At 62.3% G+C, this 19,987-nt stretch carries 16 protein-coding genes and 1 other RNA gene; 5 read left to right on the forward strand and 12 right to left on the reverse strand.

The annotated features are described in order from the left end of the window. Window positions 1-30: 30 nt before the first annotated feature. The 3 genes from curA to dnaX form a co-directional block, all read right to left on the reverse strand. On the reverse strand, window positions 31-1,065 hold the full coding sequence (curA, locus tag AC07SI_RS18825; RefSeq protein ID WP_065909583.1) for an NADPH-dependent curcumin/dihydrocurcumin reductase: 1,035 nt from the start codon (window positions 1,063-1,065) through the stop codon (window positions 31-33). Between the two features lie 182 nt (window positions 1,066-1,247). Beyond that, window positions 1,248-1,586 carry a YbaB/EbfC family nucleoid-associated protein gene (locus tag AC07SI_RS18830; RefSeq protein WP_003193199.1) on the reverse strand — a complete coding sequence of 113 codons (339 nt, stop codon included), beginning with the start codon at window positions 1,584-1,586 and terminating at the stop codon, window positions 1,248-1,250. Between the two features lie 43 nt (window positions 1,587-1,629). Continuing rightward, a complete protein-coding gene (gene dnaX / locus AC07SI_RS18835) occupies window positions 1,630-3,684 on the reverse strand; it encodes a DNA polymerase III subunit gamma/tau (RefSeq protein ID WP_495006254.1) in 2,055 nt (684 codons plus the stop codon). 133 nt (window positions 3,685-3,817) lie between these two features. On the opposite strand from dnaX, the gene AC07SI_RS18840 reads away from it, so the two are divergent. Further along, window positions 3,818-4,585, forward strand: coding sequence for a substrate-binding periplasmic protein (locus AC07SI_RS18840; RefSeq protein WP_065909580.1), 768 nt, complete (start codon window positions 3,818-3,820; stop codon window positions 4,583-4,585). A 54-nt stretch (window positions 4,586-4,639) separates the two neighbouring features. Then, the gene (locus AC07SI_RS18845) at window positions 4,640-5,011 is read left to right on the forward strand and encodes a VOC family protein (protein WP_065909579.1); all 372 of its coding nucleotides are present in this window, start codon (window positions 4,640-4,642) and stop codon (window positions 5,009-5,011) included. On the opposite strand, the gene AC07SI_RS18850 is transcribed toward AC07SI_RS18845, so the two are convergent. After that, on the reverse strand, window positions 4,925-5,884 hold the full coding sequence (locus AC07SI_RS18850; RefSeq protein ID WP_495006255.1) for a DMT family transporter: 960 nt from the start codon (window positions 5,882-5,884) through the stop codon (window positions 4,925-4,927). The genes AC07SI_RS18845 and AC07SI_RS18850 overlap by 87 nt on opposite strands. Before the next feature lie 101 nt (window positions 5,885-5,985). On the opposite strand from AC07SI_RS18850, the gene AC07SI_RS18855 reads away from it, so the two are divergent. Further along, on the forward strand, window positions 5,986-6,849 hold the full coding sequence (locus AC07SI_RS18855) for a LysR family transcriptional regulator (RefSeq protein ID WP_065909572.1): 864 nt from the start codon (window positions 5,986-5,988) through the stop codon (window positions 6,847-6,849). Between the two features lie 61 nt (window positions 6,850-6,910). After that, window positions 6,911-7,813: a DUF2167 domain-containing protein gene (locus AC07SI_RS18860; RefSeq protein ID WP_065909570.1), complete on the forward strand. Its 903-nt coding sequence runs from the start codon at window positions 6,911-6,913 to the stop codon at window positions 7,811-7,813. Window positions 7,814-7,869: 56 nt separating this feature from the next. Here the strand turns inward: AC07SI_RS18860 and AC07SI_RS18865 are convergent, their stop codons facing one another. Together AC07SI_RS18865 and AC07SI_RS18870 are read right to left on the reverse strand one after the other, a co-directional pair. Then, complete coding sequence (locus AC07SI_RS18865) at window positions 7,870-8,457, reverse strand: SH3 domain-containing protein (RefSeq protein WP_106802975.1); 588 nt, start codon at window positions 8,455-8,457, stop codon at window positions 7,870-7,872. Window position 8,458: 1 nt separating this feature from the next. Beyond that, window positions 8,459-9,505, reverse strand: coding sequence for an N-acetylmuramidase family protein (locus AC07SI_RS18870; protein ID WP_065909567.1), 1,047 nt, complete (start codon window positions 9,503-9,505; stop codon window positions 8,459-8,461). Between the two features lie 258 nt (window positions 9,506-9,763). On the opposite strand from AC07SI_RS18870, the gene AC07SI_RS18875 reads away from it, so the two are divergent. Then, a complete protein-coding gene (locus AC07SI_RS18875; RefSeq protein WP_495006256.1) occupies window positions 9,764-10,321 on the forward strand; it encodes an HI_0983 family protein in 558 nt (185 codons plus the stop codon). 86 nt (window positions 10,322-10,407) lie between these two features. Here the strand turns inward: AC07SI_RS18875 and ffs are convergent. The 6 genes from ffs to AC07SI_RS18905 all read right to left on the reverse strand — a co-directional run bounded on the left by ffs (window position 10,408) and on the right by AC07SI_RS18905 (window position 19,754). Further along, window positions 10,408-10,504: signal recognition particle sRNA small type (ffs, locus tag AC07SI_RS18880), an RNA gene on the reverse strand. A gap of 142 nt (window positions 10,505-10,646) precedes the next feature. Further along, window positions 10,647-11,810: a zinc-binding metallopeptidase family protein gene (locus AC07SI_RS18885; RefSeq protein WP_495006257.1), complete on the reverse strand. Its 1,164-nt coding sequence runs from the start codon at window positions 11,808-11,810 to the stop codon at window positions 10,647-10,649. A gap of 152 nt (window positions 11,811-11,962) precedes the next feature. Beyond that, complete coding sequence (gene ligA / locus AC07SI_RS18890; protein WP_495006258.1) at window positions 11,963-14,332, reverse strand: NAD-dependent DNA ligase LigA; 2,370 nt, start codon at window positions 14,330-14,332, stop codon at window positions 11,963-11,965. 87 nt (window positions 14,333-14,419) lie between these two features. Next, on the reverse strand, window positions 14,420-15,283 hold the full coding sequence (gene zipA / locus AC07SI_RS18895) for a cell division protein ZipA (RefSeq protein ID WP_065909559.1): 864 nt from the start codon (window positions 15,281-15,283) through the stop codon (window positions 14,420-14,422). Window positions 15,284-15,603: 320 nt separating this feature from the next. Next, window positions 15,604-19,092: a chromosome segregation protein SMC gene (smc, locus tag AC07SI_RS18900; protein WP_065909557.1), complete on the reverse strand. Its 3,489-nt coding sequence runs from the start codon at window positions 19,090-19,092 to the stop codon at window positions 15,604-15,606. Between the two features lie 2 nt (window positions 19,093-19,094). Further along, window positions 19,095-19,754, reverse strand: a complete 660-nt coding sequence (locus tag AC07SI_RS18905; RefSeq protein ID WP_120449447.1) for a GntR family transcriptional regulator — start codon at window positions 19,752-19,754, stop codon at window positions 19,095-19,097. Window positions 19,755-19,987 lie beyond the last annotated feature (233 nt).

The following is a 19,987-nucleotide window of genomic DNA, read 5'->3' on the forward strand; positions in this document are numbered from 1 at the left end:
ATACCCGCGCCCCGGATGAGCGTCAAATCCTCAATCCTGCGCGACACGTACCACCAACTTGCCGAAGTTGCGTCCCTCCAGCAAACCGATAAACGCTTCGGGCGCCTGCTCCAGGCCATCGACCACGTCTTCGCGAAATTTCACTTTGCCCTCGCGCACCCATGGCGCCATGGCACTGATGAACTCCGGATGGCGATCACCGTAGTCGTCGAACACGATAAAGCCCTGGATACGCACGCGCTTGGTCAGCAAGGTCCGCTGCAACGCCGGCAGACGGTCAGGACCACTCGGCAGTTCATGCGCGTTATAACCGGCAATCAGCCCACACAGCGGAATCCGCGCCTTGGGGTTGAGCAGCGGCACGACCGCGTCAAACACCTTGCCGCCGACGTTCTCGAAATAGATGTCCACGCCTTTGAAGCACGCCAGGGCCAACTCATTGGCAAAATCCGCGCTCTTGTGGTCAATGCAGGCGTCAAAGCCCAACTCCTCGACCACGTAGCGGCACTTGTCCGCGCCTCCCGCCACACCTACCACACGCAAGCCCTTGAGCTTGGCCACCTGCCCCACCACCGAGCCCACGGCGCCGGACGCTGCCGCCACCACCAGAGTTTCGCCGGCCTGTGGCTGGCCGATGTCCGTGAGGCCCATGTACGCGGTCATGCCCGGCATGCCCAGCACTCCAAGGGCCATGGACGGGCTGGCCAGGCCCTTGGGCACCGGCATCAGGTTGCGGCCATCGGAAATGCTGTGGCTCTGCCAGCCGGTGGAACCGACGACGAGGTCGCCCACTTCAAATTTCGGATTACGCGACTGCTCGACACGGCTGACAGCGCCACCGGTCATCACCTCGTCGATTTCCACCGGCGCGGCGTAGGACGGTGCATCGCTCATGCGGCCACGCATGTAGGGGTCGAGGGACAGGTACAGGGTTTTCAGGAGAACCTGGCCGTCTGCCAACTCCGGCAGGTTCACACGTTCCAGGCGGAAATTCTCCGGGGTCGGGGCGCCCTGCGGGCGTGAGACCAGGACGATGCGCTGGTTAAGAATCGGTTCTTGAGGCATCAGGGGGCTCCTTTATCGAATTCATCGGTATAGGGTGCAGACCATGGTAGAGCGCTTGCGGTTCGATGTTTCGTCTATCGCCCCGTCGCGTGTGCATCGCAGCAGCGTGGCAACCCGACGTCACACCCAAAAAAAATGCCAGGCACGAGGCCTGGCACTGGAGTCTAGCTAAAGCTCGCCGATCAGAACGGCAGCTTCATGCCCGGTGGCAATTGCATGCCAGCGGTCACGCCGGACATTTTGTCCTGGCTGTTGGCTTCGATCTTGCGCACGGCGTCGTTGACGGCCGCGGCGAACAGCGCCTCGAGCATTTCCAGGTCATCTTCACCCACGCCTGGCAACACGCTTGGGTCGATGCTCACGCGCTTGATGTCGTGACGACCGGTCATCACCACGCTGACCATATCGCCACCGGCTTTACCGGTGACTTCGGCGTTGGCCAGTTCTTCCTGCATCTTGGCCATCTTTTCCTGCATCTGCTGCGCCTGCTTCATCAGGCCGGCCATGCCACCTTTCATCATGGGAATCACCTCAAAGTACGTGGATCAATTTAGTAGCCCGGTATCAGGACGCCTGGGGCACCGGGGCTTCGACAGGTTCAATTGTATCGTGGCGAACCACGGCGCCGAACTGTTGCATCATTTGCTGGATGAGCGGATCAGCCTGGATCGAGTCCTCGGCTTCGCGCTGGCGGTTGATGCGCCGGCGGGTCGCGGCCTGGGCCGGAGTTTCCTGCTCAGGCTTGATCAGCTCGATGGCGACGGTCAGCGTGCGCTCATGGTACTGGTTCAGGGCATCGTTGAGGCGACGTTGCTGAGTCGCGTTGAACAGGGCGCTGTGGGCCGGGTCCAGGTGCAACAGCCAGTGGTCGCCCTCGATGGAAATCAGGGTGCAGTTGGCGGCAATACTGCCGGTCATGCCGGAGATCGGCAACTTCGGGAACAGCTCCAGCCATTGCAGGGCCAGGCCGGTGGCCGGCGCTGCAGCAGGCTCGGCCTCGGGCTCCGGGGCCGGCTCGGCAGTGTGCTCGCTGGCCAGGTCGTCCAGGTAGCTGTAGGCCGAATCCATGTCCGGCTCGATGTAGTCTTCGTCCAGCGGCGGCTCGTCATCCAGGTCGATCCCTGGAACGGCGGCCTCGACCTGAGCGACGGTCGGTTCCGGCACAGGCGCGGCGACCCACTCCGGCGCATCCGGCACCACGCTGTCAGGGGTCGGCGTGGGCATCGGCGTCAGTTCCGGCTGCTCGCCGGCCGTTTCCAGCACGGGCTCCACCGCAGGCTGCAGTTCGGGCTCGACTTCAGGCTCTACCGGATCATTCCAGGGCAGGTCGACAACAGGCGCAGGCTCGGGCTCGACCACCGGAGGCGGCATGACCACCGGCGCAGCCACCACGGGCGCAGGCTCAGGCGCCGGCGCAACAGGTGCAGCAACCACTGGCGCAACCACCGCCGCGCCAGCCACTGGTTTGGCGGAATCAACTGTGGCCTGGCTGATCCCCACTGGCTTTAGCGGCTGTCTCGGTGCGTCCGCCGAGTCAGCGGGCCGGAAGGCCAGCATTCGCAGCATGACCATCTCGAAGCCACCTCGCGGGTCCGGCGCCAGCGGCAGGTCGCGGCGCCCGATCAGGCCCATCTGGTAGTAGAACTGCACGTCTTCGGCCGGCAGCGCCTGGGCGAGGGCCAACACGCGGTCGCGGTCGCCATGGCCGTTGTCGACACCTTCCGGCAACGCCTGGGCGATGGCGACGCGGTGGAGCACATTGAGGATTTCCGAGAGCACGCCGTTCCAGTCCGGGCCTTGCTCCGACAAGTGGCGTACAGCTTCGAGCAACGCCTTGGCGTCGCCTTCGATCAGCGCGTGCAGCACGTCGAACACCTGGCCGTGGTCCAGGGTACCGAGCATGGCGCGCACATCGGCGGCCATGACCTTGCCTTCACCAAAGGCGATGGCCTGGTCGGTGAGGCTCATGGCGTCGCGCATCGAACCGTCCGCCGCACGGCCGAGCAGCCAAAGTGCGTCGTCTTCGAACGGCACGTTCTCGACGCCCAGCACGTGGGTCAGATGCTCGACCACGCGCTCGGGGGTCATGTTTTTCAGCGAGAACTGCAGGCACCGCGACAGAATCGTTGCAGGGAGTTTCTGCGGATCGGTGGTGGCCAGGATGAACTTGACGTAGGGCGGCGGCTCTTCCAGCGTCTTCAACAGGGCGTTGAAAGAGTGGCTGGAAAGCATGTGCACTTCGTCGATCAGGTAGACCTTGAAGCGACCACGGCTCGGCGCGTACTGCACGTTGTCGAGCAGCTCGCGGGTGTCTTCGACCTTGGTGCGGCTCGCGGCGTCGATCTCGATCAGGTCGACAAAACGCCCTTCGTCGATTTCCCGGCACACCGAACACGTGCCACAGGGCGTGGAAGTGATACCGGTTTCACAGTTCAGGCATTTGGCGATGATGCGCGCAATGGTGGTCTTGCCCACCCCGCGAGTACCGGTGAACAGGTAGGCGTGGTGCAGCCGTTGGCTATCCAAGGCATTGATCAGAGCCTTGAGCACATGGGTCTGGCCGACCATTTCGCGGAACGAGCGCGGACGCCATTTACGTGCAAGAACCTGATAACTCATCGAAAACCGTCGCAACTGGGAAGCGGGAGCCGGTAATGCTAGCGGAGCAAGGGGGAAATTGCATCCGGCACGCTCGTCTAATCTGACTAAGCTCTGCTGATTGGCCCCGAAAAGGCCTGAACCCGGAGAGTCTATGCGCGTAGTCCTGGGCGCTTTATGGATGATTGCCTCGGCCAGCCTGGCGGCGCCCGCACCGCTGCGCTTCTCGGTTTCCGACAGCTGGGCGATGCCCATGGTGCAACTGGAGGACGGCCGGCCCACCCAGGGGATTTTGTATGACTTGATGTTGAGCCTGGCCACCCAGGTCGGCCGACCGGCGCAGTTCCACGTGCTGGCACGGGCGCGTATCTCGGCGGCCATGGAACACGGCGAGATCGACGTGCGCTGTTATGTCACCCAGGCCTGGTTCGACAACCTGTCCGGTGATTACACCTGGAGCATCCCGCTGATGGTACAGCGCAACCTGCTGGTCAGCACCCAGGTGCCCGCGCAACCGGTCCATGTGAAGCAATTGCCGGCGCAATCGATCGGCACGGTGCTCAACTATCGCTATGCCACGCTCGACCCGCTGTTTGCCAGCGGCCAACTCACCCGCGACGATGCGCGCAGCGAAGAACAGGTGCTGCACAAACTGGTGGCCGGGCGCTTCAAGTTTGCGGTGATCAACGAATGGATTCTCGACCGTTTCAACCAGCGCATGCCGATCGGCCAAAAGCTGCACAAGGTCGCGGTGATCGATGAGCAGAACCTCGGCTGCACCGTGCGCAATGACCCGGACGTGCCGGTGCAGCGCATCCTGCGCACGCTGCTGCGGATGAAGATGTCGGGCGAGATCGATGACATCATCCAGCTGTACACCGGGGAAGGCGCGCAGCCCCTGCACACTCCTGACAGGAACTGACAGTACCGCCTTATAGACTGGCCCCACTCAAACGCCCGTCCTCAAGGAGCCAGCATGCACACCGTCGCTCATTACTTCCTGCTGTACGTTGACAGCCCGGCCACCAGCGCCAACTTCTATAGCCGCCTGCTGGACCAGCCGCCGGTGGAGCTTAACCCGACGTTTGCCCTGTTCATTCTGGGCAACGGCGTGAAACTCGGGCTGTGGTCGCGTCATACCGTGGCGCCGGCAGCGCAGTTGACCGGCGGCGGTGGTGAAGTGGGCTTCTCGCTGCCCGACACCGGCGCCGTGGACGCGTTGCACGACGTGTGGGTCGAACGTGGCGCGACGATCATTCAATCACCGACCGCCGTGGATTTCGGCTACACCTTTGTCGCCCAGGACCTCGACGGCCACCGCCTGCGTGCGTTCAGCCTGAACGACTGAGCGCCAGCGCCCTTCCAGGCTGATGGCCGCGACACTGGCCAGCACGATCACCGCGCCGAGCATCACTTGCACGGCAATGTGCTCGCCCAGCAGCGTCGCGGCCATCACCATGGCGACCGGTGGAATCAGGTACATCGCCACCGACGCACGGCTGACCTCGACATGCTTCAACACGTAGCCCCAGGCCAGGTAGGCCAGGGCGCTGGGGAAGATACCCAGGACCAGCACCGCCAGGTTTTCCGCCAACGGTGCCTGCGCCACGGCGGCGGGCAGGTCCGGCAGGTTCACGCAGAGCATCAGCGTGCCGGCCCACACCATGTAGCACGCCATGGTCAGCGGGCTGTAGCGGTGGGCATAGTGTTTCTGGATGGCGAAATACACGCTCCAAGACACTGCCGCGAGCAGTATCAGCAAGCCTCGCGGGTCGATATCGCTCACGCCCTGATCACCCCAGATCACCACCAGCACGCCGAGCAATCCCAGCAAGACGCAGCTCCAACGCCACAGGCTGACCCGCTCCTTGAGACAGACAAACGCGATCAGCACGCTGAACAATGGCGCCGACTGCGCCAGCACACTGGAGGCTGCCGCCGTCACCCATTGCTGCCCATAATTGAGGCTGGTGTGGTGCAGGAACACCCCGAAGAACCCCAGCACCAGCAACCACGGCACATCCCGCAGGCGCGGCCGGCCGATGCCCAGCACCAGGGCTACAGCGCCCATGAACACCGAGGCAATCAAGAACCGCAGCAGCGCCAACTGGCCTGGGCTGTAGCTGTGCAGCCCCATGTGCACGCCAATCGGCGAATAGGCCCAACAGAGGATGACGCTGGCGATGACTAGCGTAAGCTTTACGGGTGATGGGGTATTCATCGACGGCGTCCGGAACTGAGAAGGAATGCCGTCAGTCTTGGCCCGGCCAAGGCGCAGGACAATTAACCGTTTCTGACTTCTGAAATCACTGGAACTGAGCGATGGAACTGGCCCAACTGAAAATGGTGCGAGCCGTGGCGCAAACCGGCAGCGTGGCCCAGGCCGCCCTGCAATTGCACTGCGTGCCGTCCAATATCACCACGCGCATCAAGCAACTGGAGAGCGAGCTGGGCACCCCGCTGTTCATCCGCGCCGGGCGTGGGCTGGCGATCAGCGCGGCCGGTGAGATCTTCCTCGATTACTGCGAGCGCATCCTCGCCCTGGTGGATGAGTCCAAACGCGCCGTGGACGCGAATGCCATCCCGCGTGGGACCTTGCGGATCGGGGCGGTGGAGTCCAGCGCCAGCGGCCGCTTGCCGCCGCTGCTGGCGGAATATCATCGACGCTACCCGGAGGTCAGCCTGGAACTGGTGACCGGTGCCTGGGGCCAGCTGCTCGATGACCTGCAGCACCACCGCCTGGACGTGGCACTGGTGGCCTCGGGCAATAAACGCGCGAAGCTGGAACACAGCGTGGTCTACAGCGAGCGCCTGGTGCTGATCGCGAGTGCCTCCAGCGCCCCCATCCAGAGCGCCCAGGACCTGGCCGGGCGCACCTTGCTGGTCTGGCCACCCGGCTGCCCCTACCGCGCGGCACTCGAAAACTGGGTCAAGCCCCATGACTTCAAGCCGACCATCGCCAGTTACGCCAGCTGGGGCACGATCATCGGCTGCGTCAGCGCCGGGATTGGCGTGGCACTCGCGCCCGAAGGCATCCTGGCCCGCTATGAGCAGGCCAACCAGTTGGCGTCGTACCGATTCGAGGAACTGCAGGCCGTGGACAACCTGCTGTTCTGGCATAAGGACACCCAGCGGCACCTGGCACGGGACGCCTTCGCCGGGCTGCTGCGCGAGACGTTTGGCTAACCCGTAGCAGCTATTTCGTATTATCCTCCCGCGAAATTAATTCAAAATGTAAGGGACTACCATGAATTACTTCCGCCTGTTACTGGCGGCGGCCGCCCTGAGCCTGCCTGTCGCCCCCGCTTTCGCAGCCGCCCCACCTGCCCCCGTAGAAGCCAGCGCCCCCGCGGAAACGGCTGAGCACTTTCTTGCATCACTCAAGCAAAAGACCGGCACCATCAGCCTGCCCAGCGGCATCGCCACGCTCAAGCTCAACGACGAGTTCTACTATCTCGACCCGGCTGACACCGAGCGTCTGCTGACCGATGGCTGGGGCAACCCGCCGGGCTTCAAGACCCTGGGCATGATCGTGCCGAAAGCCGTCAGCCCGCTGTCGGAGCGCGGCTGGGGCGTGATCGTCAGCTACAAGGCCGACGGGCACATTTCCGACGAGGATGCGGCGAAAATCGACTACGCCGACCTGCTCAAGCAAATGCAGGAAGAAGACGAAGCCGAGAACCAGGAACGCCAGAAACAAGGCTATGCGGGCCTGCACCTGCTGGGCTGGGCCGAGCCGCCGCGCTACGACGACACCACCCACAAGATGTACTGGGCCCGCGAACTGAAGGCCGACGACGCCGAGCAAACCACCCTCAACTACAGCATCCGTGTGCTGGGCCGTGAAGGCGTGCTGGAACTCAACGCCGTCGCCGCGATGGCCGACCTGTCCACGATCAAGCAGGAAATGCCCAAGGTCCTGGCCTTCACCAACTTCACCGACGGCAACCTCTACACCGACTTCAACCCGAAAACCGACAAGCTGGCCACTTACGGCCTCGCGGCATTGGTAGCCGGCGGGATTGCCGCCAAGGCCGGCTTGTTCGCCAAGATCGGCATCTTCCTGCTGGCGGCGAAGAAGTTTCTGGTGATCGGCGTCGTGGCGCTGCTCGCCGGGGTGCGCAAGTTGTTCAACCGCAACAAGGCCTGAAACCCGGACACAAAAACGCCGCTGCGTGCCAGGCACGCAGCGGCGTTCGGGAGGTCTCAGCGCGGCGGCGCGAGACGGCTGTATTGGCCCTGGCTGATCCAGCCGCTGAACGAACGGTCCTGGGCATTGATGAACTCGACCTGGGCCCAGCCATCCTTGACGGCCAGCACGCCCACCACATCACCCTTGACGATATACGGGCGCTTGGCGGCCTTGGCGCCAGGGGTTTTCTGCAAATACGCCTTGTCGGCGGCCACCGTGACCAGGCCGATCCAGTTTTTGCTGGCGGTCCGGGTCAGCTCCAGGCCGGTGGCAATCTCCGGCATCAGCACGTTCATGCAGCCGGGATGCTGGCGGCCCTGCTCCACCGTCAGGGTAACGCCGTCGGACGACGGGGCCACGCTGCCGGGGTAGGCTTCGTCGTGCCAGGTGGTCAGTGCGCCGGGCTGGCCTTGCAGGTAAAACGCGCAACTGCGGGTCACGCCCTCGCCCAGTTCCTCGGCGTAGAAACCTTCGACTTGATGGTCAGGCGTCACTGCCAACATCAGGCCCTCGTACTTGCCCGAATGCAACGCAGGGGTGCCAGCAAACGCAGGGGCAACCGCGCACAATGACAACACGCCGACAGCAAGAAAACGGATCATCTTATTTCTTCCTTTCAAATTCTTCGTAGGCTTTTTTCATAAGGACGTCATAGTTGCCGTAGTCCTCGCCGTTATAGTTGTAGGCCATGGCGGTAAAATCCTTGGCCTTCATTGCCTTCATCAGCGCCGGGCTCTTGCTGCAAAAACTCAAGTACGCTTTAAGTTGGTTACCGGCATTCACCTTTAATGCCGCGACGAATTCAAACACGGTCTTGTAACCGCACGATCCGAAGTTGAAGCCCATGACCTGAAACATCCCCCAGGACGCCGACATCAACGCCGCTTCCTGATCGAGGGCGAAGGCGGTCGCCATGGTTTCCCAGGCCTTGACCTGGTCCTTGTTGTTGACCTGCCACTGCGGCCCGGCTTTTCTCTTGTAGCGGTAAGACAGCAGCGGGTGCGCCTGGTCGTAGATATGATTGGTGTACTTGCGAAAGTGGTGCCCTTCGAAGGCGATGATCGGCAACTTGGCCGGCCCGAACCCAAAGCGCCCGCCAGACTCGATGGTCGCGAAAGCCTTGATCACATTCACCGAAATACCGTTGCCCAACTGCGTGGCGGCGTTCTGGAAGTCTGTATCGCTGAGCGTCATGCCCCCGTCGCACGTGGCCTGCATCATCAGTTGCCGGTTACGCCGCTCGGCCTCGATCGTCGCGCGAACGCGGTCCAGGTACACATTGACCGTCGCCTGCACGGCATCGCCCTGGTTATTGCCGAACGCATTCAAGAAGCTGGGGATGCGCAGGGTCGGGAAGGCTTTGACCGGCACCTTCACCGCCTCTTCGATCAGACTGTTGAAGGTCCGGCCGGTGGGGTCGATCACGCCATCGGGGTGGGCATATTTAAGGTGGCGAAACTGATACTGACTGATGCACTGCACCAACTGGCCGTCACACTTGCCATTTTCGGCCAGTGGAAAGCCCATCTTGGGAATGATCAAGTTGAATAGATACTGGATGCACTGAACATCGGCGGGCAAGTTACGGGCTTTACCGGGAGCACCTACCGAAGCACTGATAAGACGGGGCAACCCTTGCAGGCTTTTCATCACAGACATCCTTGTGAGTTAAAGAAGTGATAGCACTTCAATATCATTGCGTGCCCTTGTCATAATCTGAAACAAGTAGCCGGCGCAAACTAGCAAGGTGGTTTTGGGTTGTCCAGAGTGAGTATTAAAACCTGTGAAAGAGCCCTCACCAGGGTGCCGTTAAACCGTGCAATGACCATTAAGCGAGGTATTTGCCGGCGCATTCGGCTACTGTCACGGGCGCATGACGCTCGTACCTGAAAACATTCAAGGATTGAAATGAAAGCTACCCTGCTTATCGTGTCGCTCGTAGCCCTGCTGGCCGGCTGCGCTTCCGCGCCGCCCCCCGACCTGTCACGTCCCTCCATCGCCGACACGCAGTCGGTGCAGTTCGCCGGCAAGACGTTTGTACTCAAATTCCGCAAACCGGGGCTGTGGGAGTTTTTCCCGCCGCAGGAAAGCGTCGATGCCTGGAGTGAAATGCTCGACTTCACCGTCGTCCCACGCGATCAGAACCGCTTCGAGCCGCTCGACCTGGGCAAACGCACCGTGCAACTCCACCAGCAGGAAAACCCGAACATGCCGGCGATCCTGACGACGGACAACAGGACCGGGGTCTTGTACCTGATGCTGTTCTTCCCCAAGTCACTGCGCAAGGATGGGCAGTTCTCTGAAATCAGCTTCTTCAAGTACTACAAGGACAGCGCCACCGACCAGATCATCATCTTTCACTTCGCCCGGAATATTCCCACGCCGGATGACCCGGTAGAGAGCACGCAAAAGATGGGCGCGGAATTGGTGCCGACGTTCAAGGCCTTTCCACTGTATCGGCCATAAAGCGCGCAGCAGACATCGATTCGCCAATGGCGATTGGAACTGAAAGGATTTTTGAGGGGGGTTGCGCAAGAGCGTTATGGAGGCAACCCCACCAGCCACACCCCGGCACACAATGTTCCCGCTGTGGCTGCTGCCTTCCGGCTCTGACCAGGTTCACGGGTAATCGTTGCGGGGGGACCGATGGGGTCACCATAACGACGCTCGCCTCTCGGCAAGCCGCGCCATTGTACCGATCTCATCGGAAGTTACAACCGTTGGTGCCGGATTAAAAATATTCGATGGTTCAAGCACTTGTGTCCGCCCGCAGGAGCTGGCTTGCCGGCGCCTACAGGATCACCGCGTCGTCAGCGCGGCCGCCCTCTTCCTGGATGACCAGGTGAATGAAGTGCAGCTTGGCGATCACCGCGGGGGGTAACACGAAGGGATAGAAATCCGGCTGCCCCATGCTGCGCGACAGTTCGTTGAGCATGCCGGCTAGTTCGATCCAGGCGTTGACGAACGACAGGAACGCAACACCGCCGGGATGCTCGGGGTCGTACAGGGTGGAGAGCGGGAATGGCTGATAATCCAGGTCCATCTCGCGGGCGCTCATGCCGAAGCCCAAGGCGGTGTCGACGGCGTCCATCATGTGCAGGTAGTGAGCCCAGGTTTCGGCCCAGTCTTCCCAGGGATGCATGGTGGCGTAGGCACTGACGCAGGTTTGCTGCCAGTCGGGGCGCGGGCCGTTCTGGTAGTGCTGGTCGAGGGCATCCGCGTAACTGGCGCGTTCGTCGCCGAACAGGTGGCGAAAAGGCTCCAGCCAGTGGCTATTGGCAATCAGGCGATCCCAATAATAATGGCCGACCTCGTGGCGAAAATGGCCGAGCAGCGTGCGATACGGCTCACGCATCTGCACGCGGATTTTCTCGCGGTGGGCGTCGTCGGCTTCCTTGATGTCGAGGGTGATCAGGCCGTTGGCATGCCCGGTCATCGGCGCATTGCCTTCCAGGTCGATGCCGACGAAGTCGAAGGCCAGGCCGTTGTCCTCATCCTCACTCTTGGGCACCACGCGCAGGCCGAGGCTGATCAATTGCGCCACCAGTCGGCGCTTGGCGGTCTCGACCTTGCGCCAGCGCTCGGGATTTTCCGCGATGGAAAGGTCGGGGATGGTGCGGTTGAGGCTGCAGGCCACGCACAGTGGCGCGGTGCTGTGGGCAGGGATCAGCCAGTTGCAGGCAGCCGGCGTGTCGAGGTTGGCGCAGCGGCGGAAGGCGCCGGCGTCAAGGTTGTCATCCTGTAGCCACGTGCCGGCGACGGGGCCGGGTTGCAGGGAGGACAAGCGGCTTTGCCGCGGCTGGTAGCCGAGCACGGCCTGGCAGGCCAGGCACTGACTGTTGCGAAAGAACAGCGATTGCCCGCAACGGCATTGCCACACCTTGCTATCGCGCGATGAGCCCGGCATGAACGGCGCGGCGATGCGCGAACTGAGTTGCTCGAAGTAGCGGAACATGGCGGTCTCTCCCTGGGTGACGAAGACTAGATCAATTCGCGCCGAAGAACGTTCCGAAAATATAACCATATCCTGCAGGAGCCCGGCTTGCCGGCGATGGCGCACGTGAAGGCGCTACCGCCGGCAAGCCGGGCTCCTGCAGTGGAGAGGTGTCAGTCGACAGTGATGTTGTGCTTGGCCAGGAAGGCTACAAAGGCCTCTTCGTCCAGGACCTTCAGGCCCAGCTCGCTGGCCTTGGCCAGTTTCGATCCGGCGCCTGGCCCTGCCACCACGCAGTGGGTTTTCGCCGACACGGACCCGGCGACCTTGGCGCCCAGGCTTTCGAGCTTGTCCTTGGCCACGTCACGGCTCATCAGCTCCAGGGAGCCGGTGAGCACCCAGGTGTGCCCCGCTTCGGGCAAGCCTTCGACCACCTTTTTCTCGCTCTGCCAGTGCATGCCGAAGTCCTTGAGCTGCTGCTCGATGGCCAGGGCGCGGCTGGCGTTGTCTTCGTTGTCGAAGAACTCGCGCACCGCCTTGGCCTGCTTCTCGGGCAGCGCCTGGCGCATGTCGAGCCAGTCGGCCTTGATCACGCCTTCGAGGCTGCCGAACTTGTCCGCGAGTTTCTGCGCGGCGCCCGGGCCCACACTCGGCACATGCAGCTTGTCTAGCAGACCACCCAGCGTGGTGCTGGCGGCGAACTCGGCGCTCAGCTCGCCTTGATCCTGCAGTTGCAGGCCGCACTCATCCGGCGACAGCAGCGCGCCGATCACGTCCTGGTTGTGGCTGTCCTCGAAGAAGCTGTGGATCTCGTGCGCCACTTCCAGGCCGACGTCCGGCAAGTACGTCAGCACTTCCGGCAAGGCCTTCTGCACCCGCTCAAGGGACGCCAGCGAGCGTGCCAGCACCTTGGCGGTCTCCTCGCCCACGTCGGGAATGCCCAGCGCGTAGATAAAGCGCGCCAGGGTCGGCGACTTGCTGTTTTCGATAGCAGTGATCAGCTTCTTGCTGGAGATATCGGCAAAGCCTTCCAGGTCGATGATCTGCTCGTATTTGAGCTTGTAGAGGTCGGCCGGCGAACCGATGAGTTTTTCATCCACCAATTGCTCGATGGTCTTGTCGCCCAGACCGTCGATGTCCATGGCGCGGCGCGAGACAAAATGGATAATCGCCTGCTTGAGCTGCGCCCCACAGGCCAGGCGCCCAACGCAGCGGTACACCGCGCCTTCGCTGACGGTTTCCTTGCCCTTGCTGCGCTTGACCAGCTGCGTGCGCTCCACATGCGAGCCACACACCGGGCAACTCTCGGGGATCTGCACCGCGCGGGCGTTTTCAGGGCGGCGCTCGGGTACCACCGAGACCACCTGCGGAATCACGTCACCGGCGCGGCGGATGATCACTGTGTCACCGATCATCAGGCCCAGGCGCGCAACCTCGTCCATGTTGTGCAGAGTGGCGTTGGACACAGTGACGCCCGCAACCTTGACCGGTTTCAAGCGCGCCACCGGGGTCACGGCGCCGGTGCGGCCGACCTGGAATTCCACATCGAGCAACTCGGTCAGCTCTTCCATGGCCGGGAATTTATGCGCGATCGCCCATCGCGGCTCACGCGCGCGAAAGCCCAGTTCACGCTGGGCAGCAATGCTGTTGACCTTGAACACCACACCGTCGATTTCGTACGCCAGGCTGTTACGCCGCTCACCAATGTCGTGGTAGTACGCCAGGCATTCCTGGATACCCTTGGCCAGTTTCAACTCATGGCTGATGGGCATGCCCCATTTCTGCAACTGCTTGAGGTTGCCGATATGGGTGTCGCTTATATCCGCCGTCACCTGGCCAATGCCATAGCAGCAGAATTCCAGCGGGCGGCTGGCGGTGATCTTCGAGTCCAGCTGGCGCAGGCTGCCGGCCGCGGCGTTGCGCGGGTTGGCGAAGGTCTTGCCGCCGACTTCCAGCTGCGAGGCATTGAGCCGTTCGAAACCGGCCTTGGACATGAACACTTCACCGCGCACTTCGAGCGTCGCCGGCCAGCCGCTGCCGTGCAGTTTCAGCGGGATATTGCGCACGGTGCGCACGTTGACGCTGATGTCCTCGCCGGTCGTACCGTCGCCGCGCGTGGCGCCGCGCACCAACTCGCCATCCTGGTACAGCAGGCCGACCGCCAGCCCGTCCAGCTTCGGCTCGCAGCTGTACTCCACCGCCGCGCCGCCCCCAAACAGATCGCCCACCGGCAGGTCGAGCCCTTCGGTGACCCGCCGATCGAATTCGAGCATGGTGGTTTCATCGAAGGCGTTGCCCAGGCTGAGCATCGGAATTTCGTGGCGCACCTGGGTAAAGGCCGAGAGTGCCGCGCTGCCGACCCGCTGCGTCGGTGAATCACGCGTGACCAGCTCCGGGTGCTCGGCCTCCAGGGCCTTGAGTTCGTGGAACAGCCGGTCGTATTCGGCGTCCGGAATGCTCGGCTCGTCGAGGACGTGGTAGCGGTAGTTGTGCTGATCCAGTTCAGCGCGCAGTTCGAGGATGCGGGTAGGGGCGGCGGTCATGGGTGTTCTCTCAGAAAGCAAAAGAGCAGCCGAAGCTGCTCAATATGTTAGTGCGCTTATTCTACTGACAACGCTGAGGACCAATCCTCAGCGTTTCTGTGTCAGTGCACGACGCTCGAACTCGACGATGCGCTGACGGTAGTGTTCGATGGTCTGGGCGGTCAGGACGCTGCGCTGGTCGTCCTTGAGCTCGCCGTTGAGTTCCTGGGACAGCTTGCGGGCGGCGGCCACCATCACATCGAACGCCTGTTTGGGGTGACGCGGACCCGGCAGGCCGAGGAAGAAGCTCACGGCCGGCGTGCTGAACAGGTCGATATCATCCAGGTCGAAAGTGCCCGGCTTGACCGCATTGGCCATGGAGAACAGCACTTCGCCGTTGCCGGCCATGCTTTCGTGACGGTGGAAGATGTCCATCTCGCCGAAACGCAGGCCGCTTTCGAGGATGTTCTGCAGCAGCGCCGGCCCCTTGAAGCCAGCGGCGTCGCGGCAGATCACGCTGATCACCAGCACTTCTTCGGCGGCCGGCTGATCGTTGACCGATTGGCGCGGGGCATTCTTGCCCACGTTTTCGTCCGGGAAGTCGTCGTCGCGGCTGCTGAAGCTCGGGCCTTCGTCCACATCCAGGTTGAGGTCGCCCTGATGTGGCTCGGCCACGGCAGGGTTGGCGCGCTTGCCACGCTTGGAGGACGGCTCGCGGGCTTCACGCACCGGCGCGCTCATCGACGGCAAGTCATGCTCGTCCAGCTGCGGTTCTTTATGGGTATCCAGCACACGGGGCGGCCCCAGCAGCTCGGCGCCGCCGTCGTCGTCGGGCAAGTTGGACAGGTTGCGATCCAGACGGAATTTGAGCTTGCCCTTGCCACCGCGCATGCGGCGCCAGCCATCAAAAAGAATACCGGCAATGACAATAATGCCGATGACGATCAGCCACTCGCGCAGACCGATTTCCATGTAATCCCGTGCCTCTAATAAAAAATGCTGAAAAATAAGGGGTTTAGCACCGTGCAAACCGCTTTAAAACGTGGCGCCAACTCTATGTTCTGACTGACGTTTTGCCCACGCATACGAAAAATTGACATTAAACTAGCACGACCAAAGATAACTTTACACAGTTGGCGCGAAATGTGTCGATTTGCCATCTTTCGACACGCTGATCGACCTCTTACACCCGACGCCAACTGTGAGCTACAAACTGCACGCTATAAGCCTCAAGCCTCAAGCCTCAAGCCTCAAGTACTTGCCGCCAGCCGCTGACAACTAGCAACTCGCCGCTAGGCGTCCACCATCGCCATCGCCTCTTCCACATCCACCGCGACCAATCGCGAACAACCGGGTTCGTGCATCGTCACGCCCATCAACTGATCGGCCATTTCCATGGCGATCTTGTTGTGGGTGATATAGATGAACTGCACCGTCTGGGACATTTCCTTGACCAGTCGTGCGTAACGTCCAACGTTAGCGTCATCCAGCGGGGCGTCAACTTCATCGAGCATGCAGAACGGCGCCGGATTCAACTTGAAGATGGCAAATACCAGGGCCAATGCGGTCAGGGCTTTCTCGCCGCCGGACAACAAATGGATGGTGCTGTTCTTCTTGCCCGGTGGCCGCGCCATGATCGTTACCCCTGTATCGAGTAGATCTTCGCCCGTCAGTTCCAAGTAAGCGCTGCCACCACCGAAAACTTTCGGGAATAACGCCTGTAAACCGCCATTAATCTGATCAAAGGTATCTTTGAAGCGATTACGGGTTTCCTTGTCGATCTTGCGGATCACGTTTTCCAGAGTGTCCAGGGCTTCGACCAGGTCGGCATCCTGGGCATCCAGATAACGTTTGCGCTCGGACTGTTGCTGGTATTCGTCGATGGCCGCGAGGTTGATCGCGCCGAGTCGCTGGATACGCGCGGCAATGCGTTCAAGTTCCTCTTCGGCTTCTTTTTCGTTGGCCTGGGCGGTCAGGGTGTTGAGCACGCCGTGCAGGTCGTAGCCGTCCTCGAGCAATTGGTCTTGCAGGGTCTTGCGGCGCACGGTCAGGGCTTGCCATTCCATGCGCTGTTGTTCGAGCTGGCCGCGAATCAGTTGGGATTGCTGCTCGGCCTGGGTCCGGCGCTTTTCGGCGTCGCGCAGTTCGCGGTCGGCGTCTTCGAGGGCGATCTGCGCGGTCTTGAGCTCTTCGTCGACGGTCATGCGCTTGTCGAGCAACTCTTCCAGCTTGAGCCGCAACTCTTCCAGCGGCGCTTCGCCCTCTTCGAGGTTGAGGCTCAGTTGCTCGCGCTTTTCGGTGAGGCGTTCGGACTGCATCTCCAGGCGCTCAAGGGCCTGGGCCGTCGACGCGTGCTGGGCGCGCAGCGAGCCGAGGCGCACCGCCAATTGATGCGCGTGATCTTTGTGCTGCCGGGCTTCCTGGCGGACGCGGTCGAGGCGCTCGCGCAGGCTGTCGCGCTGGGCCAGCAGCAGTTCGCGCTGTTCGGTGTCCAGCGCCATGCTGTCGAGGGCTTCCTGCAGTTGCAGGCGCGCTTCGCCGATCTGTTCGTGTTCGAGGGCGCGCTGCTCGCCCATCTCGGCGACTTCTTCGTCAAGACGGGTGCGGCGCAGGGTCAATTGTTCGACCTTGGCCTTGCTCGCCGACAGCTGGGCTTTCAATTCGCCCTGCTGGCGCGCTTCGTCCTGCAACAGCCGGCGCAGGTGTTCGCGGCCGGTCTCTTGCTGGCGCTGGGTGGCGCGCAGGGTTTGCAGTTCGGTCTCGAGGCTTTCCAGGGTGGCCTCGCGCTCTTCCCGCTCGGCGATCAGGTTGACGATTTCCTGGCCACGGGCCAATACGCCGCTTTCCGCTTCACTGGCGCGGCGCACACGCAGAAAATGCCGGCCAACCCAATAGCCGTCGCGGCTGATCAGGCTTTCGCCGGCCGCCAGTTGACCGCGCTGCGCCAAGGCCTGCTCAAGGGATTCAACCGGCTTGACCTGCCCCAGCCACGGCGACAGATCAATCGCGGCCTCGACCTTATCCAGCAAACTGCCTGGCACCCGTGTGCCATCGGCGGCGGGGCTGAGCAGGCGCAGGTCACCCTGGGCAAACCCGGCCAGGTCGAAACCGCCAAAATCATCTACCAGCACCGCCTGCAGGTCGGCACCGAGCACGGTTTCCACCGCCAGCTCCCAACCGGCTTCGACCTTCAAGCCCTCGGCCAGGCGCGGGCGCTCGGCCAGATGCTGGTCGCGCAGCCACTCGGCGGTGCCGGTGCCTGGGTCCAGCGCGGCCTGCTGCAAGGCTTCGAGCGAGGCGAGCCGGCCGTTGAGCCGCTGCAAATCGCCCTGGGCCTGCTGCTGGGCCTGGGTCGCCTGCTGCAGTTGCTGGCGCAATTGCTCCAGGCGCTCCACTTGTTGCTCTTCGCTGGCTTCCAGCTCTTCGAGGGTCATCTCGCTTTCGGCGAGTTGTTCGCTGAGCTCCATGATCGCCGCGTCTTCCGGATCGGCGGCGAGCAGCACGCGCTCTTCCTGCAGGCGACGCTGGCGCTCGGCCAGGCGCTCCATGCTGGTTTCCAGCTGCTGGATGCGCGACTGCTGCACCTCTGCCTGACGGCGCGGCTCGGCGGATTGCAGGTTGAACGTATCCCACTGCTCCTGCCAGCCGTGCATGGTGGTTTCGGAGTCTTCCAGCGCGGCGGCAGCTTCTTCGGCGGCGGCGTTGGTGATTTCCTGCTCGGGGGTGAGCATGTCCAGCTCTTCGCCGAGGGTCAGCAGCAACGTGCGGTCATGACCCAGGTGCGATTCGGTCTCCAGGCGCGCGCGTTCTGCTTCCTTCAGATCGTCCTGCAATTGGCGCAGACGCTGCTGGCCGTGCTGGATGCTCTGCTCGACGCGTGCAATGTCGCCCCCCACCGAGTAGAAGCGCCCCTGCACCAGATTGAAGCGCTCGGACAGGTCATGGTGGCCATCACGCAGGCGCTCGATGCTCGCATCGGCATTGCGCTGCTCGGCCACCAGCGCTTCGAAGCTGATTTCCTGGGTGCCGATGATCGCTTCGCGCTGGCCGACCTGATCATTCAGCGCCTGCCAGCGCAGGGCCGAGAGTTGCGCCTTGAGCTGACGCTCCTCGCCCTTGTATTCCTGATACTTCTCGGCCGCCTGGGCCTGGCGGTGCAGGCGCTCCAACTGGCGCTCCAGCTCTTCGCGCAGGTCGGTCAGGCGGGCGAGGTTCTCGTGGGTGCGGCGAATACGGTTTTCGGTCTCGCGGCGGCGCTCCTTGTACTTGGAGATGCCGGCCGCCTCTTCGATAAAGTTGCGCAGGTCTTCGGGCTTGGCTTCGATCAGCTTGGAGATCATGCCCTGCTCGATGATCGAGTAGCTGCGCGGGCCCAGGCCGGTGCCGAGGAAGATGTCGGTAATGTCGCGGCGACGGCACTTGGTGCCGTTGAGGAAGTAGCTGTTCTGGCTGTCGCGCGTCACTTTGCGGCGGATCGAGATTTCCGCGTAGGCCGCGTACTCGCCGATCAGGGTGCCATCGGAGTTATCGAACACCAGTTCGATGCTGGCCTGGCTCACCGGCTTGCGGCTGGTGGAGCCGTTGAAGATGACGTCGGTCATCGACTCGCCACGCAGGTTCTTGGCCGAGCTCTCGCCCATCACCCAGCGTACGGCGTCGATGATGTTCGACTTGCCGCAGCCATTGGGCCCGACCACCGCCGCCATGTTACTGGGGAAGTTCACCGTGGTCGGGTCGACGAAGGATTTGAACCCCGCCAGTTTGATGCACTTGAGCCGCACGCTTAGGCGTCCGCCAACGCAGCGATGACCAACGAGCAACTGCGCTGGCCGTAGGCCGACAGCACCAGGCGAATCTGCGCCAGGTCACGGGCGAGTACCGCGGCGAGCAATTGCTCGAACAGCACGAGGTATTCACTCATGGAGGCCTTGCGTTGATCCAGCGCCAGGTAATAGGCGCGGTTCATCGCCGGCTGCAGGTTCTCGACGGTTTCCTGCAGATACGGGTTGTTGGCAAAGGGGTACGCGGCGCGCATCACGTTGAAGCTTTCTTCGACGAAGGCGCGGATGTCCTGGCGCTCGAAGCTGGCGATCAGGCGTTGCTGGATCTGCAGGAACGGCGCCATGTCGGCCTGCACCTGCCAGCCCTGGGCCACTGCATTGCCGAGCAGGATGTACAGCTCGCCCATCAGTGTGCACAGGCTCTGGACCTTGTGTGCAGTGAGTTCGGTGACGTGGGCGCCCCGGCGCGGCAGGATCGCGATCAGGTGGCGACGCTCGAGGATCAGCAGGGCTTCACGCACGGAACCACGGCTGACATTGAGCGCCAGCGTGACTTTCTGTTCCTGGATCCGTTCCCCAGGCTTGAGATCGCCGCGAATGATACGTTCGGCGAGGTGGTGAGCGATTTGCTCGGCGAGACTGTCCGGCGCCTTGAACGTCATGTTTTCCCTTCAAAATCTTCTATCGGTACAAGCGCGGCAGTGTAGCGCAAATGCTGGCTGATGGCGCTGGGCCCACAAGCGCGAATTTGGCACGAAATAAGCAGCGCTGAAAAGGCAAAAGCCCCATAAAACGCCGGTTTCAGAAGACTGGACCATAATTGAAAGTGTTGTGATCGCAATTTCTTGACCTTATGGTCAGAAAATCGTTGACCGAAAAGTCAGACATGACTAGA

The sequence above is a fragment of the Pseudomonas sp. GW821-FHT05D12 genome (assembly GCF_059419825.1).